This is a genomic window from Terriglobales bacterium (assembly GCA_035691485.1).
Taxonomy (GTDB): Bacteria; Acidobacteriota; Terriglobia; order Terriglobales; family Acidobacteriaceae; genus JAIQGF01.
This window is the reverse complement of the sequence record DASSIZ010000033.1, coordinates 15,140-40,524: the sequence shown is the minus strand read 5'-3', so window position 1 is coordinate 40,524 and position 25,385 is coordinate 15,140. Positions and strand designations below refer to the sequence as shown.

Below are 25,385 nucleotides of genomic sequence, written 5' to 3'. Positions count from 1 at the left end.
AGACCGGATCGGAGTCGCATGGATGTGTACTTGATTGACGGGACCTATGAGCTGTTCCGTCACTTTTTCGCGGTGCCGGCTGCAGCGGATGTGAACGGCCAAGAGATTGGTGCAGTACGCGGTGTCGTAACGTCCGTTCTGTCGATGATCGAGCGCGGTGCCACCCACATCGGGGTTGCAACCGATCATGTCGTGGAGTCGTTTCGGAACGACCTGTACCCGGGATATAAGACCAGCGAAGGTGTGCCTCGGCCGTTGCTCTCGCAGTTCCCGATTCTCGAGGAAGTCCTGGTGGCAATGGGAGTGGTGGTGTGGCCCATGGTCTACTACGAGGCGGATGATGCGCTTGCTTCCGCTGCCGTTAAAGCAGCGCAGGATAATCGTGTGAGGCAAGTGTTCATTTGCACACCGGACAAGGATCTCAGTCAGTGTGTTGTGGGCACCCGGGTCGTTCAGCTGGACCGCAGGCGCGACATCTTGCGCGATGAAGCCGGCGTTGTGGCCAAATTCGGGGTGAAGCCGCAATCGATTCCCGACTACCTGGCTGTTGTCGGCGACAGTGCAGATGGCTTCCCAGGGTTATCCGGATGGGGCACAAAGGCTGCTGCTCTTGCCCTGTCTCAGTACTCTCATCTTGAATACATTCCGAAGGATTGGCGAGAATGGCATCCTTCAATCCGCAAAGCCCGCTTGCTCTCGGAATCTCTATGCAACGCCTGGAACGACGCCCTGTTGTTTCGCACCCTTGCTACCCTGAGACTGGATGTGGCGGTTTTCGATACTGTCGAGGATCTTCGTTGGAAAGGTCCGCGCCCGAACTTCGAGGAACAAAGCCTTCGAATAAAGTCACCCAGTCTCTTTCGAAGAGCCAAATCGGCAAGCACGAAAGCAGTCACTCTGTAATACAGGCAACTCGAAGGTGAGTTGCGTATTCATCGCCGCACCAATGACAAGAAGGTTCAATTCTCTTTATTCGGGCCTTCTGTTCCCGTTTCACTTGGGACGGTAAAGGTGTGAGTTATCCCATCGGGAGCAAAGGTAACAGTGGTCTGCTGATCGTGGTCTCCAAGCGGCGGTAGGAGTTTGCCATTTCGCGAAACCGCGAGCGCGCCCGCATTGTTCGTTTTGAGAACGACTTGCAAATGCGCGTGAACCTTCTGCTTGCGCTGCAGAAACCCTTCGAAGAAGGGCTGGTCATCGGCGGTGATGGAAACCCACGTAGGCTCGTTCGCTTTTATCAGGATCACGAATCCATCGGTCCGCGTGGGTGCCGCTGCGGGAATCAGTTCAGCGGCTGGAGTGGGGGTCGTTCGCGTCGCCGGATGGAGCGTTGTCGACGCCGCATTCTCCACCTGATCCGTTACCGGCGCACCGGCCGGCTGTTCACTTGTTTGGGGAGAACTGAAAGACGCGTGTGTCGCGGTGACGCTCTCGGCCGGAGTCATCGCCGGCTCGCTTCTAATCCCCTGCCGGCCTGACCACGTAGCTCCCTTACCGTAACGTATTATGCGCGTTATGCTCGCGGTCTTCCACGCGCCAAACAGCAACGCGATTGCGCAGACCGCTACGGTCGCCACGCCGCCCCAGGAGCGGCGTTCTCGAGGCTTCCCTATCTCTGGACGGCGCCGTACGGGCGCATCGGGAAGCGGTTGTTCGGGATCGCCCGCCAGGGCTATAAATTCTTTGAGTACCTGCTCCTCATTCATCCCGAGGACGCGTGCATACGACCGCACAAATCCCTTGTTGACGAAACCGCCGGGGAGCTTGTCGAATTCCTCGTTTTCAAGCGCTTCCAGGATGTGGGTGCGGATCTTGGTGGACCCAGAAATAGACTCGAGAGTAATGCCGCGCGTTTCTCGCTCACGCCGCATGCGCTCGCCAAATGATCCCATGAGCCGCCCACCTCCGAAGTAAGCTTGCTTACCGTTCACCCCCGGGCCGCGAACTGCTCTATTCTCCAATGATTTAACCAATAGGGGAGATTACGTAAGTGCATGCGGTCGATGCACTCGACAGCAAGCACGTGCAGCGCCGTCGGTGTTCTTGATTCTCCCTCTCCGCAGCGATAAACCCTGCGCTGGCGCGGTGCGAATTCAAAGTACATATTGTTGCCGTCTCGGCATTTCCCCCGAAACCCTTGCCCAGCCTGCCTTTTAGTCACATGGGCTAGTTCCGATGGAGAATTGACAACGCCTGACCCTGCAGGCAGTCTTCCGCATTGTTTTCCCGTCAAGGCCTGGGAAAGACGTACCGCAAGGAGACGAGCGCGTGCGAAAAGCGCCGATGGTTATAGCGCTTTTGGGCCTGATGTCGGTTGTTGCAGCCGCACAGAGCTACTACGTAGATTATTTCGCCAACAACGGCGGCGTGGGCGCAGCTGACCAGTTAATCCGGATCATCAACGTGGGCACCGGCGGCACACCGCTGAGCTCGCCGACGGGCGACGTGTGCGCGAACCTGTATGTATTCGACAGCCACCAGGTGATGATCGCCTGCTGTGCGTGCCGAGTGACTCCGGACGGATATTTTTCCGCATTTGTAGGCACTCAGTTGACCAACAACCCGCTCACTGGGGCGCTCGCGGCGGATGGAGTGATCAATGTCGCCACCACGCCAGCGACTGGCAGCATTTGTGACCCGACGACGTCTCTCGCCAACGCCAGCACCGACCTGGCCCACATGTTCGCAACTCACTTGCAAATGAGTGGTGGAGGAATGTTCGTCACGGAAAGCGAGCCACTGCCTTCTCCCTTAAGCGCTTCGGAAGAGGGCTTCTTGTCCCAGGCGTGCTTGTTCACGCGGTATCTCGGCAGCGGCGCAGGCACTTGCTCATGCAGCGTGCCGGCAGTTTTCTCGACGATGGGAATCACTCCTAGCCCGATCAGTGTTTCCGCGGGCGACACCTCAATGGCCACACTGCGGTTGTCGACGCCGGCACCAGCAGCCGGACTGACCATCGCTCTGAAGATGGACAACACCTTGTATGCTGTCGGGCCTGCCGTGGCTATCGTGCCAGCGGGGCAAACCTCCGTCTCGATTCCGGTGACGGGCGTTGCCGCCGGGGACACAACACTGCATGCCACGGCCCCGGGACTCCCGGAAGCAACCGCCGGGATTCACGTAAACCCGCTGACGATCACCTTCATACCTAATCCAATCAGTGTTTCCGCATTCATCACTGTCACGGCCACACTACAGTTGTCGGCGCCGGCACCCGCAGCCGGACTGCCCATCACTCTGAAGATGGATAACACGGCCTATGCCGTCGCGCCTGCAACGGTTACCGTGCCGGGGGGTCAAACTACAGCCTTGATCCCCGTGGCGGGCGTTGCACCGGGCAGCACGATACTGCATGCCACAGCCCCGGGGACTCCGGAAGCAACCACCGGGATTCAGGTAACGCCGGCGACCATTGCAATCACTCCTAACCCGATCAGTGTTTCCGCATTCAGCACGGTCACGGCCACACTGCAGTTGTCCGCACCGGCACCCGTAGCCGGACTGGCCATCACTCTGAAAATGGATAACTCGGCATATGCCGTCGCGCCTGCCACGATAATTTTGCCGGCGGGGCAAACTTCCATCGCGTTTTCCATAACAGGCGTTGCCCCGGGCGACACGATCCTGCATACCACGGCCCCGGGGACGATGGAAGGAACCGCCGGCGTTCATGTGACGCCGGCGACGATTGCAATTATTCCGAGCCCGATTAGTGTTTCCGCATTCAACACTTTCACGGCCTCACTGCAGTTGTCGGGGCCGGCACCGATAGCCGGGCTGCCCATCACTCTGCAGATCGACAACACGGCATATGCCGTCGCGCCTGCAACGGTGGTTTTGCCGGCGGGACAAACCTCTGTCTCCATCCAAGTGACAGGCGTGGCCCCGGGAGACACGATCCTGCATGCCACGGCCCCTGGAACCACAGAAGCAACCGCCGGCATTCATGTGACGCCGGCAGCCATGGCAATCACACCTAACCCAGTCAATGTTTATGTTGGAGATACGATCACGGCCACGCTGCAGTTGTCGGCCGCGGCACCGTCAGCTGGACTGATCGTCACTCTGAAGATGGACAACACGGCGTATGCCGTCGTGCCTGCGACGGTGACTGTGCCGGCGGGTCAAACCTCTGTCTTGATCGCCGTGACCGGCATCGTCCCGGGGGGGACGATCCTTCATGCCACGGCCCCTGGAATCACGGAAGCAACCGCCGGCATTCAGGTGACCGCGCTGAACATTGCAATCAGTCCGAACCCGATCAGCGTATCGGTGGGCAATACGGCGTCAGTTACATTGCAGCTGTCGGGCCCGGCACCCTCAGGCGGATTTACGATTAACTTAAAGGTCGGCAACACAGCCTTGGTTACACCTCAAATTCACATTACGGCAGGACTGAACTCCGGCACGGTCTCGGTGACCGGCGTTGCCCCCGGCGAGACCACGCTGCGTGCGACGATCCCGGGGATCGCGAAAGCAAGCGCGCCGGTTCTAGTGATCCAGTGATCGCTCAGGGCCTGGGCGTACCGCACACCGGACAGGCCTGCTCGCTGGCCGCAAAGTATGCGCCACATTCGGCGCAAGGCAGCCCGCAGAGAACCTTCGTCTGGCGCACGCCGTCGCGGCTGGGCCGCGTAGCCGGTTGCTCGGGCGCGGCTGGCGGAGCGGCTTTCAATTTTGCGGGCGCAGGAAGCTTCACGGGAACGGGAGGTTCCAGCGGCTCTGCGATGTCGGCCTCCAGTACCTGGCCGTCGATGGGAGCATCGAGTTGCGGAGTCCAGGCATTCAGCGCGATGGCGAGCATCGCCGCCGCCGAGCGGGCGATCGCCGCCGTCGCCGAACCAAAGGCTTGCGGTTGCCGCGAGAACAGCGCGACCAAACCCCGCGTGTTGCGTCCCCAGATGATGGGAAGGAGCAAGATGGACCTTGCCGGCAGTGCGTTCGGACACTTGGTAAGGGTGTCGTCACAGTGGAAGGATGCGCCGCTGCGGATGCACTGCCCGGAGATGCTGTTTTCCATGCGGATGGCGGTGCCCGGCTGGGGCGCTTCCCCGGCGCTGGCGCGGCAGTGCAGGCCGGTTTCATCGAGCAGGGCAATGGAAACGCCGCAGGCGAAAGTGGTGCCCAGCAGGAACTTGGCGACCATCTCACAACCGTCCGCCATCGCGATGTCGGTTGCCTGCTTCGGCTGTACATCCAGGCTGGTTTGAGGAGTGTGTTCCGCCCTGCGATGCACGAGAGATCGGGAGAGAAGGGTCACCCTGGAGTTGGGTTCCGCGGGGATATTGACCTGCTGCATGAATTTCCTCGTCCGGCTCTACGCTCCAATTATGCCGCTTTGCGTCCTCTACGATTTAGGTTAACCACGTCATACGGCTCGGCTTGTGCAAAGATATTGAGTGCGCGCTGTAGTAGTGCCTGAGGGACCCGGTATTGGCCATCAGCAGCGGCGCACGCTGAGACCCTCTTATATAAATCAACCATTTTGCGGCACTTCTTACAGCCCGTCTGTAAATGAGCCTGCATGCGGTCGCGATCTGTATCTCTTCCAACTGCGCGCACGAAATCGATCCATTGTTCGGCTTCATAATGGGTCGACTTTTTCCAGCTCGTCATGGGCGACAGCTTGTCACGTGGAACATTCGAGTCACTGCGCGAATGGCGTAACGGCCGCATAGACGTCGAGGCGCCCCCAGCCCAGGTTAGAGTTGATCGGCACTGCGTTCTGCAAAGCCTTGGCGACGGAGTCGTAACTCAGCTTGTTTGTGAACTGCTGCAATAGCGCAACAGTTCCGCTCACAAATGGCGTGCTAAAGGAGGTACCCCATGCCGCGGCGTAGTAGCTGCCTGGGTACGTCGTCTGAATGGCCTCTCCTGGCGCCGCCATGGAGGCAACCGGGCCGTAGTTGGTAAAGAGGCTTTGCAGGTCCGGCGCAGGTATCGTAGTGGTGGACGCAACACCAAATACGTTGCCGTTGGCGGCGGGATAGACGAGCACGTCCTGACCGGAATTGCCCGCTGCAGCAACGCACATCACGCCCTTGCTATTGGCGTAATTGATCGCCGCCTTGACGTCCTTCGATTGCGATTGCCCGTAATCGAAACTCATGTTGATAACCGTGGCACCGCCCACGTCTACTGCGTAGTAGATCGCCGCAATGACATCGGACACGTAGCCTACGCCATTAGCATTGAACGCCTTGAGGGGCAAAATTTGGGCGCCTGGTGCAACCAGGTGCACGATGCCCGCGACCATGGTGCCGTGACCAAAATCAGGCGGAAGGGTGCTCGTATCCAGGATGCCGGCAGTTGATTGGTCCAGAATGCCCGCAGTGGACTGATTCAAGACAACGACGGAGTTGATGTCCAGAATCCCTGCCGTCGATTGGTCCAGGATGCCAGCCGTGGACTGATCCAAGTCCAGAAACTCATTGGCCCCGTCCTGCTGGCGCGTGAAATCGAAGCCCGGCAACAACACTCCCTGCAACGCGACATGATTGGGGTCGATGCCAGTGTCGATAATGGCGACGATGCCGGCGCCCGTAGCCCCGTACTGGGTCTGCGCGTCGCTCAGTCGAATCAGGCTTGTGGCTGTCTGGTTCACGTAATAGCTCGGAACTTGCGCGCCGTAGTAAGTGACCGCGCTTACATTGGAGACCGTATCGAGGATGCCAGCCGTGGATTGGTTTAGATTTACAAAAGCGGTGGATTCCGGCGTTGTCGCGAGCCCGTCCAACTCGGCACCCGCAACATTCGGATCCGAATTGAGCTGGCTCATCAACTGGCTGACATCGAGCGATTCAGGCGCGGTGACGAGAAAGAGACTTTGGTTCGGAATCTGCTTGACAATTGTCAGACCGTACTGAGCAGCAACGGCGGGCGCATCCGAAGGCGAAACTTGTAATAAGAAGCGCCGCGCAAAAAGGGGTACGGCCGAGACCAACAACAGGATGGTGACCAGCAGGCTTTTTCGTCTCATGCAGATAACTCCGTGGGCCGCACGGCACCGGCACCGTCGGCGCAGCCACTCAAGCGGTACTTCGAACTGATGAAGCCTGGCCTAACCGGACTTCGATATGGTTTTCCCCGGGAATCGGGGCAAACAGGCGCAAGCCGCTCCTCGGTATGTACTCCATCGCGAACTCGCCAAACTTGTTGGTCGTAGTTTTGTTAACGACCAAATTTCGCGACAGCAGGAACACAGGCACTTCGGGAACACCGACGGCTCCGTGTTCTCGATTTGCAATTTGCCCGACGAGGCGAACGTTTGTGGAGTCCCGCTCTTTTTCCAGGCGCAAGTCCACACAGTACGGTCCTGCTTCGTACATCAACTGGTGGGCGACGCACTGCTGACTTCGCACTCCGGCGAGAAGAGGCTCACGGAAGCTGTCGTAGACGAGCCGCGCAATCGTCCGCGGCAACAGGCGCACTTCCTCTGGGCGATGCAGGGAGTAAAGAGCCCGCGCATTCCTGACGACGTGGTCCGGCACCTCATAGCTGGCATCTGCAGTTGCCCGTTGGGCAATGCGGGAAAGCAAGCCGGCTAATTCGCGACACTCCGTGCAGCCGCCGTCCAGGTGAGCCTGCATTTTTTCGCGGTCTCGCGTATCTACTACACCGCGTACGAAATCAACCCACCGTCCAGGATCGTAATGAGTGCTTCTTCCGTTACTTAACATCGCTAGTTCGCTCCTGCACCTACCCCTGAATGTGGGCACAGTGATGAAAATCAGATGACGCAAGCTACAGGCATCGACTCAATGCACACTTACGCCCGCCTCTCATAAAGAGTGACGCTTGTGCCGAAAAAATAGGGTCCTGAAAAAATTCTTTGGTATGACCGCAATTAGCCGACCTGGAGTTGGTAGAGATCATTTAGAAACCCATCTTCGTTAAAATCTTCTGCAAGCGCGCAAGGCAGCGCCCCCGGGTGAAGCCGATCGATCCGGTAGCAAGCCCCAGTCGTCGTGCTACTTCGGCGTACGGAATCGGCGGCTGTTCATAAAAAAGTAGCCGGACCAATTCTTGACATCGCGCCGGCAGTTGAGCAACTGCTTCGCGCAGGCATTGTTCTTTTTCAGCCTCGACAATTTCCGCGGAAGACATCGCGATCGCTTCTGGGTAATCCCGCTCCACATTGTCCAAAGTCATTTCCATCCGATTCGACTTTTTCCAGTGAAAGCTCTTGCGCGCTGTGACCACCATAAGCCACGACTTGAGGGACTCCACTTTGCGCAAGTTCGAGAGTTCGCAGAAAAGCTCCATGCAAACGCTCTGCACGATGTCGGCGGCGTCCGCCGGACGCGCCCCGTACTTGATAGGAATGGAATACATTAAGCGTTTGTATTTGTGGATGAGCGCTGCCCAAGCGTCCTCGCTGCCCTTGAGACACTCCGAGACAAGATGGGCGTCACCGGTTGCTGCAACCGGCTCGGCGGAATGCGAACTTGTGCGTGCGGGTGGTTGCTTGGATGTAGCACTGCGACAATTTAATTTGCCCAGGTCTTCCGCGCGCCAGTTGTTTCGCAGATCGGATGTGGGATGTGTCATGGTCAAGAATGCTTCTCTCCGCTCTTGGGCGGCGAATCTCGCGTGGCGAGCGCTGCAGACACTGCTGCGCTTCCGAGAGCCGCGTTCTGCTGCCAGGTTTCCGCTGTCTTTTCAGGCGAGCCTGGGTTGGAAACCTGGTCATCTGGCGCGCTGATAGATACTGCGAACGTATGGCGAATTCTCGGCGGTGTCAATAGTGAAAAAAACCTAGTGGTGCAATCTCGCGAGGGCATTTCCACAGACAAGCTGTGGACTTTCGTTCCTCAATGGCAGGAATTCGTATGCAGCATCATTCACTTAACGCATCTGTACAGACCCGCTACAGTTTCGGGCACAGAGAAAGTTTTATGAAGACCAGTGTCAAGGAAGTCTTGCCTCGAATGAGCCCCAAGGTCTCCGACATGCCCCGGTAGATCATAAATATTTCTCTATGTGCAGCGCCTGCTGTGAATTGACGAACAGGCGCAGGAAGGCGGGCTCATGCTCTCAATTGCCGGCGCAACGAAGCGACACGCAGGATTGTTCGTCGAGGGCTCTCTTTACGGCCTGCATTATCACCGCTAGATTCCCCTGCCCCTTAGTGAACAGCTGTTGAACACCTCGTCGCTTCCATTCTGCCGCCGGGATGTGAAATGCCGTCAGGATGAAGACCTGTGGTCGAATTGACTGTTGTTGAGCCTCTCGGACGACCGTCCATCCAGCCGTTTCAGTTTCCATAGCCATGTCGGTGATTACCAGGTCGTAAGCAGCCTCTTTCAGAGCCGTCGCAGCAGCAGCGGCTGAGCCAACTGCTTTCACTTCGCACTTCTCGCCTGACAGAATGGCTCCAAGGCATTCAAGGATGACGGGTTCATCGTCCACGAGGAGCACGCGCGCTTTCATGCGATTGCCCCTTGCCTCCTGCAGGCGGTCCAAAACTCGATTACATTGATCAGAACTGATGGTGCGGTGGGCTTGGAAATGAAGGCATTTACGGCGCGCAGAGCGCTGGCCGGCACTGAGGTACATCCGGACAGCATAACAATCGGAACCACCTCGTTTAGGCGCCGAATTTTGGCGGCAAGCACGCCACCGTTTACGCTTGGCATTTCGTAATCAAGCACGACCGCATCAGGCGTTTCACTTTCGAATAAGTGCATGCCGTCGCGAGCGTCGCCAGCTGTTAGAACTTCGTAACCCGAATGTTCCAGAATGTGCTTCCGTGCGGCCAGCTGTCTGCAATCATCATCGACGAGCAAAAGCATTTTCTTTCGATTTCGCACAGGACCTCGGCTACGGCAGAGCTGAAGCCCTGCCTTGCATTGGACTGAAATTCGATCGTTGTTGATAAGGGTGAATGAACGGCCGGAAAAATATAGTGCCCGTGCAAAAATTTGGGGCGCGGCCATTGGTAAGGAATCGCGCACGCCGTAGAAGGACTAAGGTTTCTTGCGGCCATGCGTATCTTCTCCAACGTAAAAATAGGGTTATACTGAGTTGCCGCTTCAGTCGAATGGTGATTGTATTCACCGTACGTTGCCGCTTCTGGTCAACCACGCTTCGCCTTTTGGCGTTTTCCGGTACCGGTTGTTCTCGGCTGTAGTATTCAGCCGTTCGCAGTGAGGTATCCTCGGCATGGCTCCGATACTACGGGTCCGCAGCTTAAGCGTGGTCTACGCCGGCAACGGATTGCAGGTACCTGCGGTCAGGGATGTCAGTTTCGATGTCGATCGAGGCGAAGCAGTCGGGATTCTCGGCGAATCGGGCTCGGGTAAGACCACTCTGGCATTGACGCTGTTGCAACTGCTGCCGCGATCCGGAAGAATTGTCAGCGGCTCCATCCAATTCAATGGCCGTGAACTCGCCGGTTTGAGAGAAAAAGAACTGGAAAGTGTTCGTGGAGCCCAGCTGTCGCTTGTATTTCAAGAGCCCGCAATTTCGCTGAACCCAGTGATGCGCGTCGGAGCGCAAATTGCGAACGTGATGCGCGCCCATCGCCGCGGGAATCGTGCGGCCTGCCACCACCGCGCAAAACAATTACTGGCGGAGGTGGGGCTTTCTGATACCGCGCGGATTTACGAGGCGTACCCCCACGAACTGAGCAGCGGGCAGAAGCAGCGTGTAGCCATCGCCCAGGCGATCTGCTGCGAGCCGGCGATCATCATCGCTGATGAACCGACGGCGAACCTCGACATCGAAACCCAAACCCAAATTCTGCAGCTGTTGACGGGCATGAAGGCTCGTTATGACCTGGGTATTCTGCTCATCACCCACAACCCCGGTCTGTTAGCCGGCTTCGCCGACCGCATCATGGTGATGTACGCCGGACAAATCGTGGAACAGGGACCGCGAGAGCCCGTGCTTACGCGGCCGCTGCATCCCTACACGGTCGCGTTACTTGGTTGCATGCCTGGCGATCGTGCAATGACAACGAGCCGCGCACGTCTAACAGCAATTCCGGGAGATCCGCCGGATCTCGCGAAGTTGACCGACGCATGCTCTTTTGAAAACCGCTGTGGTTATCGTCAGGCAATCTGTCGCAGTCGTATTCCCGATGTGACGCAACCGATTCCAGGGCAATCCGTCCGCTGCTTTGTCCCGAGGGTAACGTGATGCCTTCCGACCTCGTGACCGCAAAAAATATCTGTAAAATCTATACTCCACGCCGCCTGCTTTTCGGCGCTAAGCATCCCATCATCGCTCTGGATGATGTCAGCATTACTATTCCGCGAGGTAGGACTCTTGCACTGGTTGGGGCGTCCGGTTCAGGTAAATCAACATTGGCCCGATGCATTGCACGTCTGGAAGAGGCATCGTCAGGAGAGGTCTGGTTTGATGGTCAAAACATTTCGCGCCTTGACGGCCGTTCTCTCCTGCCATTCCGAAGGCAGATCCAATTCGTCTTCCAAGATGCGGCTACAGCCCTAAATCCACGGTTCTCCGCCGCCGAAATTGTGGAAGAGCCTCTGCTCGTCGCAGGCTGGAACTCTAGAGACCGTCGGCGGCGGGCTGTAGAACTCATGGACCGAGTTCAATTGCCGGCCGCATGGGTCGACCGCCGTCCATTTGAGTTCAGCGGCGGGCAACGGCAGCGCCTCGGCATCGCACGGGCGCTCGCGTTGAATCCCAAACTACTGATTCTCGACGAGGCTCTATCCGGCGTCGACGTCTCCATTCAGGCACAAGTGGTCAACCTGCTCCTGGAATTGCAGGCTTCTTGGGGGCTGACCTACCTGTTCATTACACACGATTTGACCCTCATCCCATATATTGCGGATCAGGTCGCAGTGATCAACAACGGCCGAATTATCGAACGTTCCGGCAGTACTGAACTGGACAAAAGCAGTGCACCGTGTCTGCAGTTATCCGTGTCAGGTCTGGGACAACGGCACCAGTGATTGGGTAACTCTCTGAGGAATAGCAGTATGGGCTATTACGCACTAAACAGGGTCTTACACGGCGTGTTACTTGCATTTGCCGTATCCGTGTTCACGTTTGCGCTGCTGGAACTTGCTCCGGGAAGCTACTTTGACGAGCTCAAAGCGAATCCGAATATCTCGCAAGACGCAATAACGCTCCTGAAAACAAGATACGGACTCGACCAACCGCTGCTGATCCGTTATGGGCGGTGGTTGAAGTCCACTTCTCACGGCGATTTCGGTCTCTCGCTCGCCTACAACGCACCAGTCGCGCCGTTGCTGCTACGGCGCGCGAAAAACACGATGATGTTGACCGGACTAGCAACAATGCTGGCCTGGGCTATAGCCATTCCCCTCGGATTGTGGACTTTGACGAACAAGAGTTCATGGCGCGGGCATGCAGTAGAAATGGCGACCTCCGGTCTGCTCGTCGTGCCCGACATGATTTTGGCGCTGGCATGTCTCTGGATCGCCGTTCGCACCCATGCTTTCCCTGTCGGGGGAATGACCTCCCTGGGGTTCGACGAGTTGAGCGTTTGGGCGAAGGCAAAGGACCTTGCTCTTCACCTGATGTTGCCAGTGCTAGCGCTCGTCCTCAGCACGTTGCCTGTCTTAGTGCGGCACTTGCGCAGTTCGATGGCCGAGGTTTTGAGCTCCCCGTTCATCAGCGCTGCTCGCGCTCACGGGATACCACGCCGCTCGCTGCTATTCCGCTACGCGCTCCCCGCCGCGGCCAACCCGCTCATCTCGCTATTCGGTCTTTCGCTCGCAGGTCTCCTGAGCGGCTCGATGCTGGTTGAAGTCATCATGGGGTGGCCGGGGATCGGCCCCCTGCTGCTGGAAGCGATTTTGGCGCGCGACGTTTATGTCGTCATCGGTTCGGTCATGCTGTCGGCTTTGTTGGTGATATTCGCCAACCTCGTCGCCGACTTGCTTTTGTATGCCGCTGACCCGCGTATCAGGAGCGTTTCCGTGTGAGTACGAGAAAACCACTTCGGGTCGCGGTCTACAGCCTTATCACTGTGCACGCGATTGTACTGCTCGGCGGATTTATTGCCCCGTACGACTATTCTGCACAAATCCGTAGTTACTCATTTGCGCCTCCAACTCGCATTCATTTCATGGATGGTCAACGTCAATTCCATCTTCGGCCGTTCATTTATCCGCTGGAATATAGCTCCGCAGGGTACGTCGAGGCACGGGAACATGCCTATCCCATCCGGTTTTTCGTTCGCGGCGCTGAATATAAAGTGGCGGCACATTGGACCGAACGCATACACCTTTTCGGAGTGGATGAACCGGCACACCTTTTTGTCTTGGGCACAGACCAGTACGGCCGAGATCAGTTGTCTCGGCTCCTGCGGGGTGGCCAGATTTCGCTGGTGGCCGGATTGCTTGCCGGCGCACTCTCGATAGGCATCGGACTGCTGTTCGGGATCATAGCTGGATACTACGGGAGCCCAGCTGACGACGTGGTCATGCGTGCGGCGGAAGTATTCATGGTATTGCCATGGATTTACCTGTTGCTGGCAGTCAAAGCATTTCTGCCTCTGAATGTTGATCCAACAAGAAGTTTTCTTCTTGTCATTGCGGTGATCGGAATTGTCGGCTGGGCGCGACCTGCGCGATTAATCCGCGGCATCGTGCTCACAGCGAAAGAACGAAACTACGTGATCGCCGCGCGAGGTTTCGGCGCATCGAACCTCTACGTCCTCCGGCGGCACATTGTTCCGCAAACTCTTGCAGTCGCGCTAACCCAGGCCACGCTGCTCGTGCCAAGGTACAGTTTGAGCGAGATGACACTGTCATTTCTGGGTCTTGGTGTAAGCGAACCGGTTCCGAGTTGGGGGAACATGCTGAGCGCGTTACTGCACTATCACATACTGAGTTCGTATTGGTGGATGTTCTTGCCGGCGATTCCGGCCATCGTAATTTTCTGGGCCTACTACACCGTTGCGAATGCCTTGCAGGAGTCATATCAATGAAGGACTACGCGAATACCTACAGACATCATCATGTGGCAAGACCTTTCGCGGTTGGAATTGCGTTGGCGTTTGCTTTCTCAACTGTACTGGTTGTTAATGTACACGCCCAAGCTAACGAAGAACTCTTTAGCACCAGTTCTGAAGTCGGGCGCTCCGGTGGCGTTTTGGTAGTTGCACAACGCGTCGAGCCGAAGACACTGAATCCTGTGATGGCTTTGGATGTTCCGTCTCGGGACATCATCTGGCGCATGATGGCCGACTTGGTGCACATCAACCGGCATTCACAGCAGACGGAGCCCGCTCTGGCTAAAGCCTGGAAAATTTCACCTGACGGGCGCCGCTACACGGTTAACTTGCGTCGAGGAATTCGTTTTTCCGATGGCCATCCCTTCGACGCCGATGATGTTGTTTTCTCTTTCCAGATTTACATGGACGAGAAGGTCGGCTCTCCGCAGCGCGATTTGCTCCTGCCTGGTGGCAAGCCGATTGTGGTGCGCAAACTGGACCAATATACGGTGGAGTTCCAATTGGCGCAGCCGTACGGTCCAGCCGAGCGTCTCTTTGATAGCATTGCGATACTTCCGCGCCATGTTTTGGAAAAGACCTATCAACAAGGCGCTTTCGCAGACGCGTGGCGCTTGGACAGCAAGCCAGAGACAATCGTTGGGCTCGGACCGTTTCGCTTGAAAGAATATGCGGCAGGCACACGGGTCGTCCTTGAACGCAATCCTTATTACTGGAAGGCAGACCGGACGGGAAAACGATTACCGTACTTGGAACGACTCACGTTTCTGTTCGTCGGTACGGACGATGCTCAGGTCATGCGTTTTCAAGCGGGAGAGACCGACATCATCAACCGCATCGGCGCTGAGAACTATGCGGTCTTGTCGAAGAATACCTCCGGCACCTATCGTCTCTACGACGTCGGACCTGGACTTGAATACAATTTCGTCTTTTTCAACCTGAATGACGTCGGCCAGTTTCCGCGAATTGCCAGCAAGCAGACTTGGTTTCGTGAGGTGAATTTCCGCCGAGCCGTATCCGCTGTTATCGACCGGGAGGCGATCGCCAAAATCGTTTATCGCGGCAATGGGAGCCCACTTTGGGGACCGGTAACACCGGGCAACAAGTTGTGGCTGAACGCTGAGTTACCTAAACCATCGCGCAACCTCGACCACGCCAAGGCTTTTCTGAAAAGCTCGGGGTTTTCGTGGGCACAGGACGGCACTCTTTTGGCGCCAAACGGGGAACGTGTCGCCTTCTCGATCGTTGTAGCCGCGGGTAATGCTCCCCGCGTAGCCATGGCAACCATGGTTCAGGAAGACCTGGGCCAGCTTGGAATGCGGGTTGACATCGTGCCGATGGAATTTCGTGCGATGGTCGACCGCATTACGAAAACATACGAGTACGAGGCTGCGTTGATGGGGATCGGTAGCGGTGACGTAGATCCCGCGTCGGAGATCAACGTGTGGCTCTCAACCGGCAGCACCCACCTCTGGCACTTGCATGAAACACAACCGGCGACGTACTGGGAAGCGGAAATTGATCGGCTTATGCAACAACAGCTTGCCACGGTGCAATTCCACGATCGCAAGCAGCTCTATGACCGCGTGCAGCTATTGATTGCAGAGAACTTGCCTATCATCTGTCTTGCTACTCCTGACATTTTAGTCGGCGCGAAAACCGGAATTGGAAACTTTCGCCCCGCAAATCTCGACCATTACACCCTTTGGAACGTCGAAGAACTGTTTTGGGTGCAATAGCTCGCGTGGTCCGCTGTGCCATGGAAATGTCTGTCGCATTGCGAGGCATCGCGACATCAAGGAGGTTTAGTTCACACTGTGGCCGCGGTTACTCGAAGTTCCGAACGGGACAATTGGCTCGATAAGCTCGCAGAGTTGCCCACTGACATTGCGCGACAGAAGTTTCTGCGGCGCAGAGGCTGGCTGCATAATTTGGCAGCAGTTGAACAACTCTATGACGAGGTCGTCCGTCTCGCTCGCATTGACCTTCGCCGCGCGGCAGCGCTGGCGCGAACCGCGCAATGGCTCGCAAAGCAACTTAGCGATGACCGCGCTGGCGCTCTGGGCCTTCGCGCGAAAGGCCATGTTCTCCATCTCAACGGCCGGCATGCGCAAGCCATCCAGGAGTACGACGCCGCGGTGTCCATTTACCGCCGGCTAGGGTGTGATCTCGACATCGGTCGCACTTACAGTGGGGCCCTGCACAGCCTGATTTATTTAGGCCGTTACGGCAAAGCAATTCAATGGGCAAAACGAGCCCGAGCCATTTTCAGAAGACATGGCGATCGCCTGCGACTAGCGCGGCTGGATTTGAATCTCGGCAATATCTATTACCGACAGGATCAGTTCGACAAAGCCCTGAAACTCTACGACCGGGCGCATCGTGAATTCCGGCGCTCGGGCGAGCCGCAGGACATCGCCATCGCGCTCCGGAACATTGCCGTCTGTTACATCAGTCTGAATAAGTTTGCCCGCGCTCTCGACGTCTACGTTCAGGCCCGTTGTTACTGCGAGCGCCACAACATGGCGGTGTTGGTCGCTGAAGCAGATTACAACATTGCTTATTTGCATTATCTGCGTGGCGAATACACGATAGCCATTCAAATGTACGAAGCCGCGCGGCAACGTAGCGAGGAGGCAGGTGATACCTATCACAAGGCTCTTTGTGATCTTGATCAGTCCGAACTCTACCTGGAACTCAACTTGAGCGAGGACGCCGCTCACTTGGCACAGCGTGCCTTGGCAAACTTCAAAACATTGCGCATGCGCTATGAAACTGCAAAAGCGCTGACCTTCTGGGCCATCGCTCAAGTACACCATGGAGAAAACTCAAAGGCAATTACGATTCTGCGACGCGCTCGGCAGCTCTTCACTCGTGAGAACAATCGCGTTTGGTCTGCTCTGCTAGATCTGTACCAGGCGATGATTTTGTATCGGAGCGGCTTCAATTCGCAGTCCCGCCGTTTGTGCGAGTCGGCGTTGGAAGTGTTTCAACTATCAAGGCTGCCCACAAAAGCAGCGCTCTGTGAACTTTTAATCGCGCAATTGGACCTTCGAAACGGTGAACTGGTTCGAGCCAAGGAAGAATGCCACATGGCGCTGCGAAAACTTCGAAAGGCAGAGAGTCCGATTGTCGCTTACCAGGCTTACTTCGTTTTGGGCCAGGTCCAGGAAGCGTTCGGGGAGCAGCATGCCGCCTACCGCACCTACAAAAAAGCGCACGAAATCTTGCGTACTCTGCGCAGCCAAGTTCATGCGGAAACAAAGATTTCATTTCAGCAAGACAAATTAACCGTTTACGAAAAGCTGGTTAGGATGTCGCTCACCAGGCCTGACGGTAACCAGCAACTCGCCGCTTTTTCCTATATCGAGCAATCAAAATCACGGGCACTGGCCGATCTGATCGCGTTCCGATCGCTCAACCGGAGTGGGACACCTCGACAGACCAACAATACGATGCAGGCTGCAATTGCGCTACGGCAGGAATTGAACTGGATTGACAGACGTATTGAATTGGAAGGCCTGCAGGCCAGCAGGTATTCGTGGGAACACATTACAACTCTGCAGAAGCGCGCTCGCAGACTGAAGAAGAGACTCGACCAGATTGGGCCACTGCTTTGGACAGCAGATGAAAACTCTGCCAATCTTCAAGCGGCAGACGTCGCTACCGTGGAAGAGATCCGCTCTGCAATTGCCCCGGGCACTTTGCTGCTTGAGTACTATATCGCAGAAGACACCATATACGCTGCCTTGCTCGGCCCCGACACCTTTCAGCTTGTGCCTCTCTCGCCTTCAGCTCGTATCCGACAGGAACTGCTCTTGTTGGAATTTCAGTTATCGAAGTTTCGCCTTGGGGACGAATATGTACGCACCTTTTCCGACTTGCTGCGTGCCGCAACCAATGATCATCTTAACGTCCTATATCGGGATTTAATCTTACCGCTTCGCCACCTCTTACAATGCCAGCACCTGGTCATTGTTCCCCACGGCTGTTTGCATCGCCTACCGTTTCATGCGCTTTTCGACGGAGAGCGCTATCTGATCGATTCTTATGGGATTTCGTATGCTCCCAGCGGCAGCGTGTATTACCTGTGTTCCATGAAAAAAGCAATGAGCAGCGTTGGCAGGTCGACGGTTCTCGGAATCCCAGATCCGCGTACGCCGCGAATCGGCGAAGAGGTTGATGCGGTAGCGGCGCAGCTTCCCAACCCGCACATCCTCATGGGTGCCGCGGCAACTATCGACCAACTCCGTAAAGTCGCCGCGAATAGCCGATTTGTGCACATCGCCACTCATGGCGAATTTCGTACGGATAACCCCATGTTCTCCGCTATTCGCATGGCTGACTCTTATCTGAGCGTTTACGATCTTTACGATTTCCGACTCAAGGCAGAGCTCGTGACTCTCAGCGGTTGTGGCACTGGCCTGAGCGTCGTAACCAGCGGAGATGAACTGTTAGGGCTAGTGCGCGGCCTTCTTTATTCCGGTACTCGAGCCGTGCTGTTGACTCTTTGGGACGTCAATGATCGAAGCACGGCCGATTTCATGAGATTGTTTTATGCGAAACTGTCCACGACCGCGAACAAGAGTGACGCACTGAGGCAAGCTGTGCTGGAGTTGCGTCAAACCTACCCTGACGCTTACCACTGGGCACCTTTTGTCTTAATTGGCAATTCTGAAAGCTCCCGCGTGACGAAACGCAACACTGCCACAGAGGTTGAAGGCACGAACTGAGGCCGTCACCTCTTCTCCAGTCACTAATTCGCGAAATACTAATAGTTGTTGCTTAAGCCGCCGAAGCGCGGCTCTTGTCCAACAGATCGCGTATTTTCGCTCCCAAGTCTTCCATGGGAAATGGCTTCTGGAGAAAAACTGCGGCCGGATCCTCGATTTCTTCTTCCGGATAGCCAGAAACGTAGAGCACTTGCGTCCTCGGTCTGTCCTTCAACAAACGATGAGCCAACTCCGTACCTCTCATGCCGGGCATGATTACGTCCGTAAGTAGTAAGTGAATTGGCTCCGAAGAGGCTTGGACGAGTGCCAGTGCTTCCACTCCGTTTGCCGCGGCCAGCACCGTATAACCCTGCTGCTCGAGATATGCCTTTGTAAGAATTCGAATCCCTTCCTCATCTTCAACCACCAAGATAGTCTCCGAACCGCCGCAGGCCTGGGCAGTGACATTGGAGATGGAGGGGGCAGCCACGGATGGAGGGTCGAGTCTTGGCAAGTAAATCTCAAATCTTGTTCCGCGGGCGCATTCACTCTCAACCGATATATGACCATGGCTCTGTTTTATGATGCCGTAGGCCGTGGACAGCCCGAGTCCCGTTCCTTGTCCAGGTTCTTTGGTTGTAAAAAACGGCTCAAAAATCCGGGGCAGTGTTTCTTGCTTGATCCCGATGCCCGTATCCGCGACGGTTAGAAGAACATAGCTCCCTGGTGGAACAGATGTAGTTCCCCTCGTGCAAGCATCCTTGACATCTACAGAGGACGCGATCACTGTTAGTCGTCCGCCTTTCGGCATTGCATCCCGTGCATTGACGACAAGGTTGACAATCACTTGATCCAGCTGGGCGGGATCAGCCTTCACAAATACCGCCGACTTAGATGGCGTAACCAGCAATTCAATATCTTCACTTATCAGCCGGCGAAGCATGGGGTAGAGTCCGGCCAAAGCGAGGTTCACATCAAGTACGCGTGGTGACAAAACCTGTCTTCGGCTGAAAGCCAAAAGTTGCTTGGTCAGCGACGCAGCCCTCACCGACGCCGCAAATATCTGGTCGATACTGTGCCTCGCAACATCCGAAGCGACGCCATCCCATGCATTCAGTTCTCTACAATGGCCCATAATTACCATCAGAAGGTTGTTGAAGTCATGCGCTACTCCGCCCGCAAGCCTCCCCACCGCTTCCATCTTCTGTGCTTGCCGCAGATGTTCCTCCAAGTGCTTTCGTTCGGTAATGTCACGAAAGCTCCAAACCCTTCCGACGATTTTTCCCGAGATCTTTTGCGGTTGCGAGTAGCGTTCGAACATTCTTCCATCTTTGAACTCGAGCACGTCATAGCTGGACTGCTCGGGATGTTCATAAAGATCTCTGACTTTGGCCAGAAATTCGGCAGGAGTCCTGAGTCCACCCAGAACGTAGTTCAATAATTCTTCGTCCCTTCCCCATTTCAAGACATGTTCCGGAATGCCCCACATTTCGACAAATCGACGGTTGTAGCTGGCGAACCCGCCCTGCATGTCAACGACCAGAATGCCGTCTGCCGTTGATTCCAATGTCGCCTGAAGCAGCGATTTTGATTCGCGAAGCGCTTTTTCGGTGCGCTCTCTTTCCCTGATCTCCGCTACCAATATCCGGTTTGTGGCTGTCAACTCGGCGGAGCGCTTGCGATCTCGTTGCTCGAACTCTTGTTTGTATTCTTCAAATTTGCGTTCAGCGGTTTTTCGAATGCTAAGATCTCGCGCGGTAATTACAACCCCGGCGACGCCCGGCGTGTCGATCAGGTTTGTAGCTGCGACTTCACAATGAACATAGCTCCCGTCCCTGTTGCGGAGGCGCATCTCGACAGGCATTGCGTAACCAGATTTTTGGAGAGCTGCTGCAAAAGCACTCTGCGCCGCTGGTACATCGGAGCTGTGAACGTAGTTGAAGATATTCTGCCCCATGACCTGCTCTGGCGAATATCCTAATACGCGCTGGACAGCAGCGCTGATGTACTCGATAGACGCCTCGGGGGTGGCGATCGCGACAATCTCCGAACTGCACTGGACCAGCGATCGAAACCGTTCCTCGGCCGCGCGGAGTTGTTGTTCGGCTTTCTTGATTTCAGTGACGTCGGCGGCATGACCCAGAACGTACGCAGGTTTGCCGGACTCTTGCCGTAATACATTTGAATACGCGAGAATTCTTTCATCACCTGACCTGGTGACGACCCGTACTAGCCCTGATGCGGTACCGTCTTGCCGTATGCGGTCTAAGTAGACGGCTAGATTGTCGCGGACATCGAGCGGAAGAAAATCGCGCATTGGCCGCTCAATCATCTCCTGGGCTTCGTAACCGAAGGCCTTAGCCGCCGCCGGACTAACCGAGAGCAGTCGACCATCCAAGCTATGAATGCAGACCAGCCCAAGTCCATGGTCGGCCGGGAAGGGCCAGTCGCTGTCCGGGACAGGTTTGTGCGCGGAATGCTCAACTGGAACGCTTCGACCCGCCGAGTGCGTGAGTTCGTCCACACTCAACTCCTCGGACCAGCAGGGCGCTCGCACGCCCTGGAAGTTTTGGTTTTTCTCGTCGACGAAGGGCGAAGCCGCTTTGAAATGAGCGGAGCGCCCAACAGGAACAAAGGCTACTGCCTCTGTGGCTGGCGCTCACTGCTCGATGAACAGAATTATACAACCAATTTTTGCCGGCCGGTGTTGACCATCGCGACGAGATTGCAGCCGAATGGGAAAATCGCCAGAAACCTTGGCGTGTTCCCTTCGAAATCAACACTCTGCAGTTCAGGATCTTAGCCGCAGCTTTGGCCAGAAGCTGCGGTTGGCCTATTTCCGACCGGGTGGAACACAGCGGGAATCGTACACACGACGAGCTCGGATAACGGGAGTTGCGTCGACGGCGCTTAAGGCCGTGAACTGGCTGCAGCGGTGTCCATCAAATTCCTTGCACGCCCGCTCAGCGTCGGCGTAGCAAATCGAGTAAGGAGTCCTCTCCTGCAGGAGATACTGCCAACTACACTCGCTGCAATCGAACGAAATAATGGAGGTACCGTTGGCGTCGCGACGAGGAACCAAAAGTCGTAGCCGGCTCATTGTCTGCTACCTCTGCACCGAGTGGCTCTTATCCAATAAGTGTGACGATCGCCTCAAGAAAATATAGGGGAGCAAAATCCTTCCTTTTGTTCCATGGCACGATCGTTCTGTTCCATGGCACGATCGTTTGCAGTTCCGAACTCCAGGGCAAGGGAAGGGAAAGGCTGGAGGACAACGATTGAGCAGGCACCGGTTGAGCGTCGCTCCCGTGAAGTAGTTGGCGTTGGGTCCGGCGAGGGCGGCGACAGCCCCGGGGCGATTTCCTCTGGCGTAATGGTCATAAAGAGGTCGAATTGGAAAATGATCCGGGGTATGTCACGCGAAGGTGGCATACCCCGGATTTGCGGATCCAAGTTGTAGGGCCTGGAGCGAATAGCGTCTGTCCTTACTGCACCTTGATCACCGTTGGCCGGCAGTGGAGGATCGGACTTGTTGAGACGCGGAATACGTCATTGTGGTACACGCGCTTGGGAGCGGTTGGTACCCGCTGGACTGGTCCGCCGGCGCGCCGACGGCATGTCAGAAGAATCCCAAATGTGTCAGGAAATCAGACAACGAGAAGCTCCCCGGCAGGCGCTCACATGAGGCTGTGACGGCTATCACTGACCCGTGAGACAAGTTCGCAGTTCCATGCAGCACACGCCGCTCATGGCGTCGGGAGAAGCCCTGATGGGCCGTCCTGCCCAGCAGCGCAATTGGTTCTGGGTAACGCTGACATTGTCCAGTATCACCGTCATCGCCCTCGTGCTGGCGGTCTGGGAGCTTTTCGAGAATCACTTCTTTCGCAATCTCGACTACGTCACGCTGCATTACCTTTACATCAGCCGCGGCATTGCAGTCTCTCTAATCCTTGCGTTCTGGGCGGCATGGTTTGTCCTCCGGGAACGGAAGGAAAAAGAAGAACATTTGCGACGTTCCAGCGAGCGCTATCGCGCCATCCTGGATGGCTCGCCCAGCGCCATCCTGCTGCTGGACAGTGCATTGCGAATCTCGGAATGTAACGCGGCCGCGGAACGGCTCTATGGCTACTCCAAGGAGGAGTTGCTGGGAGAAGTGCTGCCCACGGTGCCTGAAGATTGCAAGGCAGAGCTGGCGACGTTCATGCGACAGGTGGAGAGCGGCCAACCGGTGCTCGATGTCGAAACGCGGCGGCAGACCAAGAGCGGCAGCCCGCTGGAAGTGCAAGTCAGCCTGCTGCCGTTCCGGGAAAACGCCAACGAGAACTATTTCCTTGAGATCACCGACGACATTCGGGAGCGCGTCCGCCTCCGCCAGACTCTGCTGCAGATCGAGAAACTTACGACCATGGGACAGATGGCGGCCGGCACCGCTCACCACCTGAATACGCCGCTTGCGGCCATGTTGCTTCGCATGCGCATGATGCGGGAGGGAAAGTTCGAAGGCAATCTGAACGCGGACCTGGAACGGCTGGAAACAAGCATGGTATTTTGCCAGCACTTCGTCCAGCAACTGCTGCGCTTCAGCCGCAGTTCGCCGTGGCAAAAGCAGCCGGAATCGATTGCGGCGACGCTGCAGGCAGTAGCGAGCTTTCTGTCGCCACAACTGATGGCCAAGCGGGTACGGCTGACGCTGGACCTGGACGGCGTGGACGGCACGCGCGTACTGGGGGACCGCAATCAACTGGAGGCGCTGTTCCTGATCCTGCTGAGCAATGCGGCGGATGCCGTTGGCCCCGAGGGCAATATAAGGATGACGTGCACGCGGACGGGGCAGGATTCGATCGAGGTGCGAGTGGCTGACAATGGCTGCGGCATCGATCCTGAAGCTCTGCCGCGCATCTTCGAACCGTTTTTTACCACCAAGGCGCCCGGCGTCGGCACCGGCCTGGGCTTAGCGATCGCCAGCAACATCTTGCAGGCTCACGGAGGCGCGGTGCGCCTCGATAGCGTCCCGCGCCAGGGGACCACGGCCATCGTGAATTTACCCGTGTACAGCGAAGCGGCAGTATTGGGAGCCCGCGGATGAAACATTGCATCGGCAAACAGGGCACGATTCTCGTCGTGGATGACGACGCCAGCCTGGCCCATACTCTGCGGCACTTCCTGGAGCAGGAAGGATACTCGGTGGAAGTGGCGCTTTCGGCGGCTGAAGCGCTGGAACTGCAGCAGTCGACCCGCGATCTTTGCCTGGCATTGGTGGACCTGCTGATGCCGATCAGCGACGGGTTGACGCTTATGGACCGCCTGCGCCAGCACGATCCCGACCTGGCGGTGATCATCATGACCGGGTTCGCGACCATTGAGACGGCGGTCGAATCCGTGAAGCGCGGCGCGGAGGACTACATTACCAAGCCGCTCGATCCCGATACCGTGCGCAAGAAGGTCGGCCGGCTGATGGAGGTGATGCAGCTGCGCGGCCGGGTGGCGGAGCTCGAGGCCAAGGTGGACGAGAGCACAACGCCTTTTGAATCGTTGGTGTTCGTGTCGCCGATGATGCAGCGCGTAGTGGAAGTGGCGTGTACGGCGGCGCAATCCGACGCCTCGGTGCTGCTGCTGGGCGAAACCGGCACCGGCAAGGAGATGGTGGCGCGCGCCATCCACGGCGCGAGCAAGCGGGCAGCGTCGCCGTTCGTCGCCGTGAATTGCGGTGCGCTGCCAAGGGAGCTGGTGGAGAGCGAGTTGTTCGGCTTTCGGCGTGGCGCATTCACAGGCGCTTACGCCGATGCCCCCGGCCTGTTCGTCAGCGGCCATCACGGCACCGTGTTCCTCGACGAAGTAGGCGAGATGCCGAAGGATGCACAGGTCAAGATCCTTCGCGTGCTGCAGGAGAAAGAACTGCGTCCGGTGGGCAGCACGAAATCCATTCCGGTCGATGTCCGGATCATCGCGGCGACCAACCGGGCAGTCGGTGAACTGCGCTCGGAGTGCCTGCGGGAAGATCTGTATTTTCGGATTGCAACCGTGGTCATCGAAATTCCACCGCTGCGTGCGCGGCCCGAGGACACCCTGGTGCTGGCGCAACACTTCGTGCGCGGGCTGTCGGAACGGTATGACCGCGACATCGTGCTCAGCCGCAGCGCGATGGAGTTGCTGCTGGAGCAGCCGTTTCCGGGCAATGTGCGCGAACTGGAAAATCTTCTGGAGGCAGCCACCGCGGTGTCACGCGAGGACCCGCAGCGAGTGACCGACAAGGACTTGGCGCGGCTGCTTCGTTCCTCCGCCGTCCCAGAGCCGCGCGACCGCGGTTTGGACCAGCCGCTCGGTTTGGAACAACTGGAACACATGGCCATCCAGCGCGCGCTGCGGATTACGCACGGCAACCGGCGCAAGACGGCGTCGCTGCTGGGCATCTCGCGCGACACCTTGTATCGCAAATTGCGCGAAATGGAACCCGAGTTGGATGAAAACGCTTTCAAGAGCAATAAATAGCGCGGTGTACGAGAAGCGGACACACTGCAAGAGCCTGCCCACGAATTCCTCCCGACATCTTCACTGACATCCGGTCGCATGCACCATCGTGTGCAGTTGTCGATGGCGCAGCTTTGTGCCCGTATCTAGCTGCGTTACAGGGTAGTTGCCGGATGCCAACGGCTGGCTGGGCGCCGTGGTGTGCCGGCTGCCGGCGTGCGCGCCGAGGTTGGCCCTCAAACTGCACT

At 56.9% G+C, this 25,385-nt stretch carries 18 protein-coding genes; 11 read left to right on the top strand and 7 right to left on the bottom strand.

The features are described from left to right. Positions 1-24 precede the first annotated feature (24 nt). The gene (locus VFI82_04315; GenBank protein HET7183882.1) at positions 25-903 is read left to right on the top strand and encodes a 5'-3' exonuclease H3TH domain-containing protein; all 879 of its coding nucleotides are present in this window, start codon (positions 25-27) and stop codon (positions 901-903) included. Between the two features lie 56 nt (positions 904-959). Here VFI82_04315 and VFI82_04310 read toward each other — a convergent pair whose 3' ends face one another. Then, a complete protein-coding gene (locus VFI82_04310; protein HET7183881.1) occupies positions 960-1,892 on the bottom strand; it encodes a RodZ domain-containing protein in 933 nt (310 codons plus the stop codon). 376 nt (positions 1,893-2,268) lie between these two features. Here VFI82_04310 and VFI82_04305 point away from each other — a divergent pair, with 376 nt between their 5' ends. After that, positions 2,269-4,506 (top strand): hypothetical protein, encoded by a 2,238-nt coding sequence (locus VFI82_04305; protein ID HET7183880.1) that lies wholly within the window; start codon positions 2,269-2,271, stop codon positions 4,504-4,506. A gap of 4 nt (positions 4,507-4,510) precedes the next feature. Here the strand turns inward: VFI82_04305 and VFI82_04300 are convergent, their stop codons facing one another. Next, positions 4,511-5,299, bottom strand: coding sequence for a GAF domain-containing protein (locus VFI82_04300; protein ID HET7183879.1), 789 nt, complete (start codon positions 5,297-5,299; stop codon positions 4,511-4,513). A 348-nt stretch (positions 5,300-5,647) separates the two neighbouring features. Next, positions 5,648-6,979, bottom strand: coding sequence for a S8 family serine peptidase (locus tag VFI82_04295; GenBank protein ID HET7183878.1), 1,332 nt, complete (start codon positions 6,977-6,979; stop codon positions 5,648-5,650). Between the two features lie 355 nt (positions 6,980-7,334). Between VFI82_04295 and VFI82_04290 the strand changes: the two genes are divergently transcribed. Further along, the gene (locus VFI82_04290; protein ID HET7183877.1) at positions 7,335-7,547 is read left to right on the top strand and encodes a hypothetical protein; all 213 of its coding nucleotides are present in this window, start codon (positions 7,335-7,337) and stop codon (positions 7,545-7,547) included. Positions 7,548-7,875: 328 nt separating this feature from the next. Here the strand turns inward: VFI82_04290 and VFI82_04285 are convergent, their stop codons facing one another. The 3 genes from VFI82_04285 to VFI82_04275 form a co-directional block, all read right to left on the bottom strand. Beyond that, entirely contained in the window at positions 7,876-8,550 is a 675-nt protein-coding gene (locus tag VFI82_04285; protein ID HET7183876.1) for a sigma-70 family RNA polymerase sigma factor, read from the bottom strand. A gap of 486 nt (positions 8,551-9,036) precedes the next feature. Next, positions 9,037-9,432: a response regulator gene (locus VFI82_04280; protein ID HET7183875.1), complete on the bottom strand. Its 396-nt coding sequence runs from the start codon at positions 9,430-9,432 to the stop codon at positions 9,037-9,039. Beyond that, complete coding sequence (locus VFI82_04275) at positions 9,429-9,812, bottom strand: response regulator (GenBank protein HET7183874.1); 384 nt, start codon at positions 9,810-9,812, stop codon at positions 9,429-9,431. Before VFI82_04275 ends, VFI82_04280 begins: the two co-directional genes overlap by 4 nt. 385 nt (positions 9,813-10,197) lie before the next feature. Between VFI82_04275 and VFI82_04270 the strand changes: the two genes are divergently transcribed. From VFI82_04270 to VFI82_04245, 6 genes are all read left to right on the top strand, one after another. Continuing rightward, positions 10,198-11,142, top strand: coding sequence for an ABC transporter ATP-binding protein (locus tag VFI82_04270; GenBank protein HET7183873.1), 945 nt, complete (start codon positions 10,198-10,200; stop codon positions 11,140-11,142). Beyond that, entirely contained in the window at positions 11,142-11,927 is a 786-nt protein-coding gene (locus tag VFI82_04265; protein HET7183872.1) for a dipeptide/oligopeptide/nickel ABC transporter ATP-binding protein, read from the top strand. The genes VFI82_04270 and VFI82_04265 overlap by 1 nt, the downstream gene beginning before the upstream one ends. 27 nt (positions 11,928-11,954) lie before the next feature. Continuing rightward, positions 11,955-12,926: an ABC transporter permease gene (locus VFI82_04260; protein ID HET7183871.1), complete on the top strand. Its 972-nt coding sequence runs from the start codon at positions 11,955-11,957 to the stop codon at positions 12,924-12,926. Further along, positions 12,923-13,933: an ABC transporter permease gene (locus VFI82_04255; protein HET7183870.1), complete on the top strand. Its 1,011-nt coding sequence runs from the start codon at positions 12,923-12,925 to the stop codon at positions 13,931-13,933. The genes VFI82_04260 and VFI82_04255 overlap by 4 nt, the downstream gene beginning before the upstream one ends. Continuing rightward, positions 13,930-15,696: an ABC transporter substrate-binding protein gene (locus VFI82_04250; GenBank protein HET7183869.1), complete on the top strand. Its 1,767-nt coding sequence runs from the start codon at positions 13,930-13,932 to the stop codon at positions 15,694-15,696. Before VFI82_04255 ends, VFI82_04250 begins: the two co-directional genes overlap by 4 nt. A gap of 78 nt (positions 15,697-15,774) precedes the next feature. Beyond that, positions 15,775-18,690 (top strand): CHAT domain-containing protein, encoded by a 2,916-nt coding sequence (locus tag VFI82_04245; protein ID HET7183868.1) that lies wholly within the window; start codon positions 15,775-15,777, stop codon positions 18,688-18,690. A gap of 52 nt (positions 18,691-18,742) precedes the next feature. On the opposite strand, the gene VFI82_04240 is transcribed toward VFI82_04245, so the two are convergent. Beyond that, positions 18,743-21,193 (bottom strand): PAS domain S-box protein, encoded by a 2,451-nt coding sequence (locus tag VFI82_04240; protein HET7183867.1) that lies wholly within the window; start codon positions 21,191-21,193, stop codon positions 18,743-18,745. 1,185 nt (positions 21,194-22,378) lie between these two features. Here VFI82_04240 and VFI82_04235 point away from each other — a divergent pair. Beyond that, entirely contained in the window at positions 22,379-23,755 is a 1,377-nt protein-coding gene (locus VFI82_04235) for an ATP-binding protein (GenBank protein HET7183866.1), read from the top strand. After that, complete coding sequence (locus tag VFI82_04230) at positions 23,752-25,158, top strand: sigma-54 dependent transcriptional regulator (protein HET7183865.1); 1,407 nt, start codon at positions 23,752-23,754, stop codon at positions 25,156-25,158. Before VFI82_04235 ends, VFI82_04230 begins: the two co-directional genes overlap by 4 nt. The last annotated feature ends 227 nt before the right edge of the window (positions 25,159-25,385 follow it).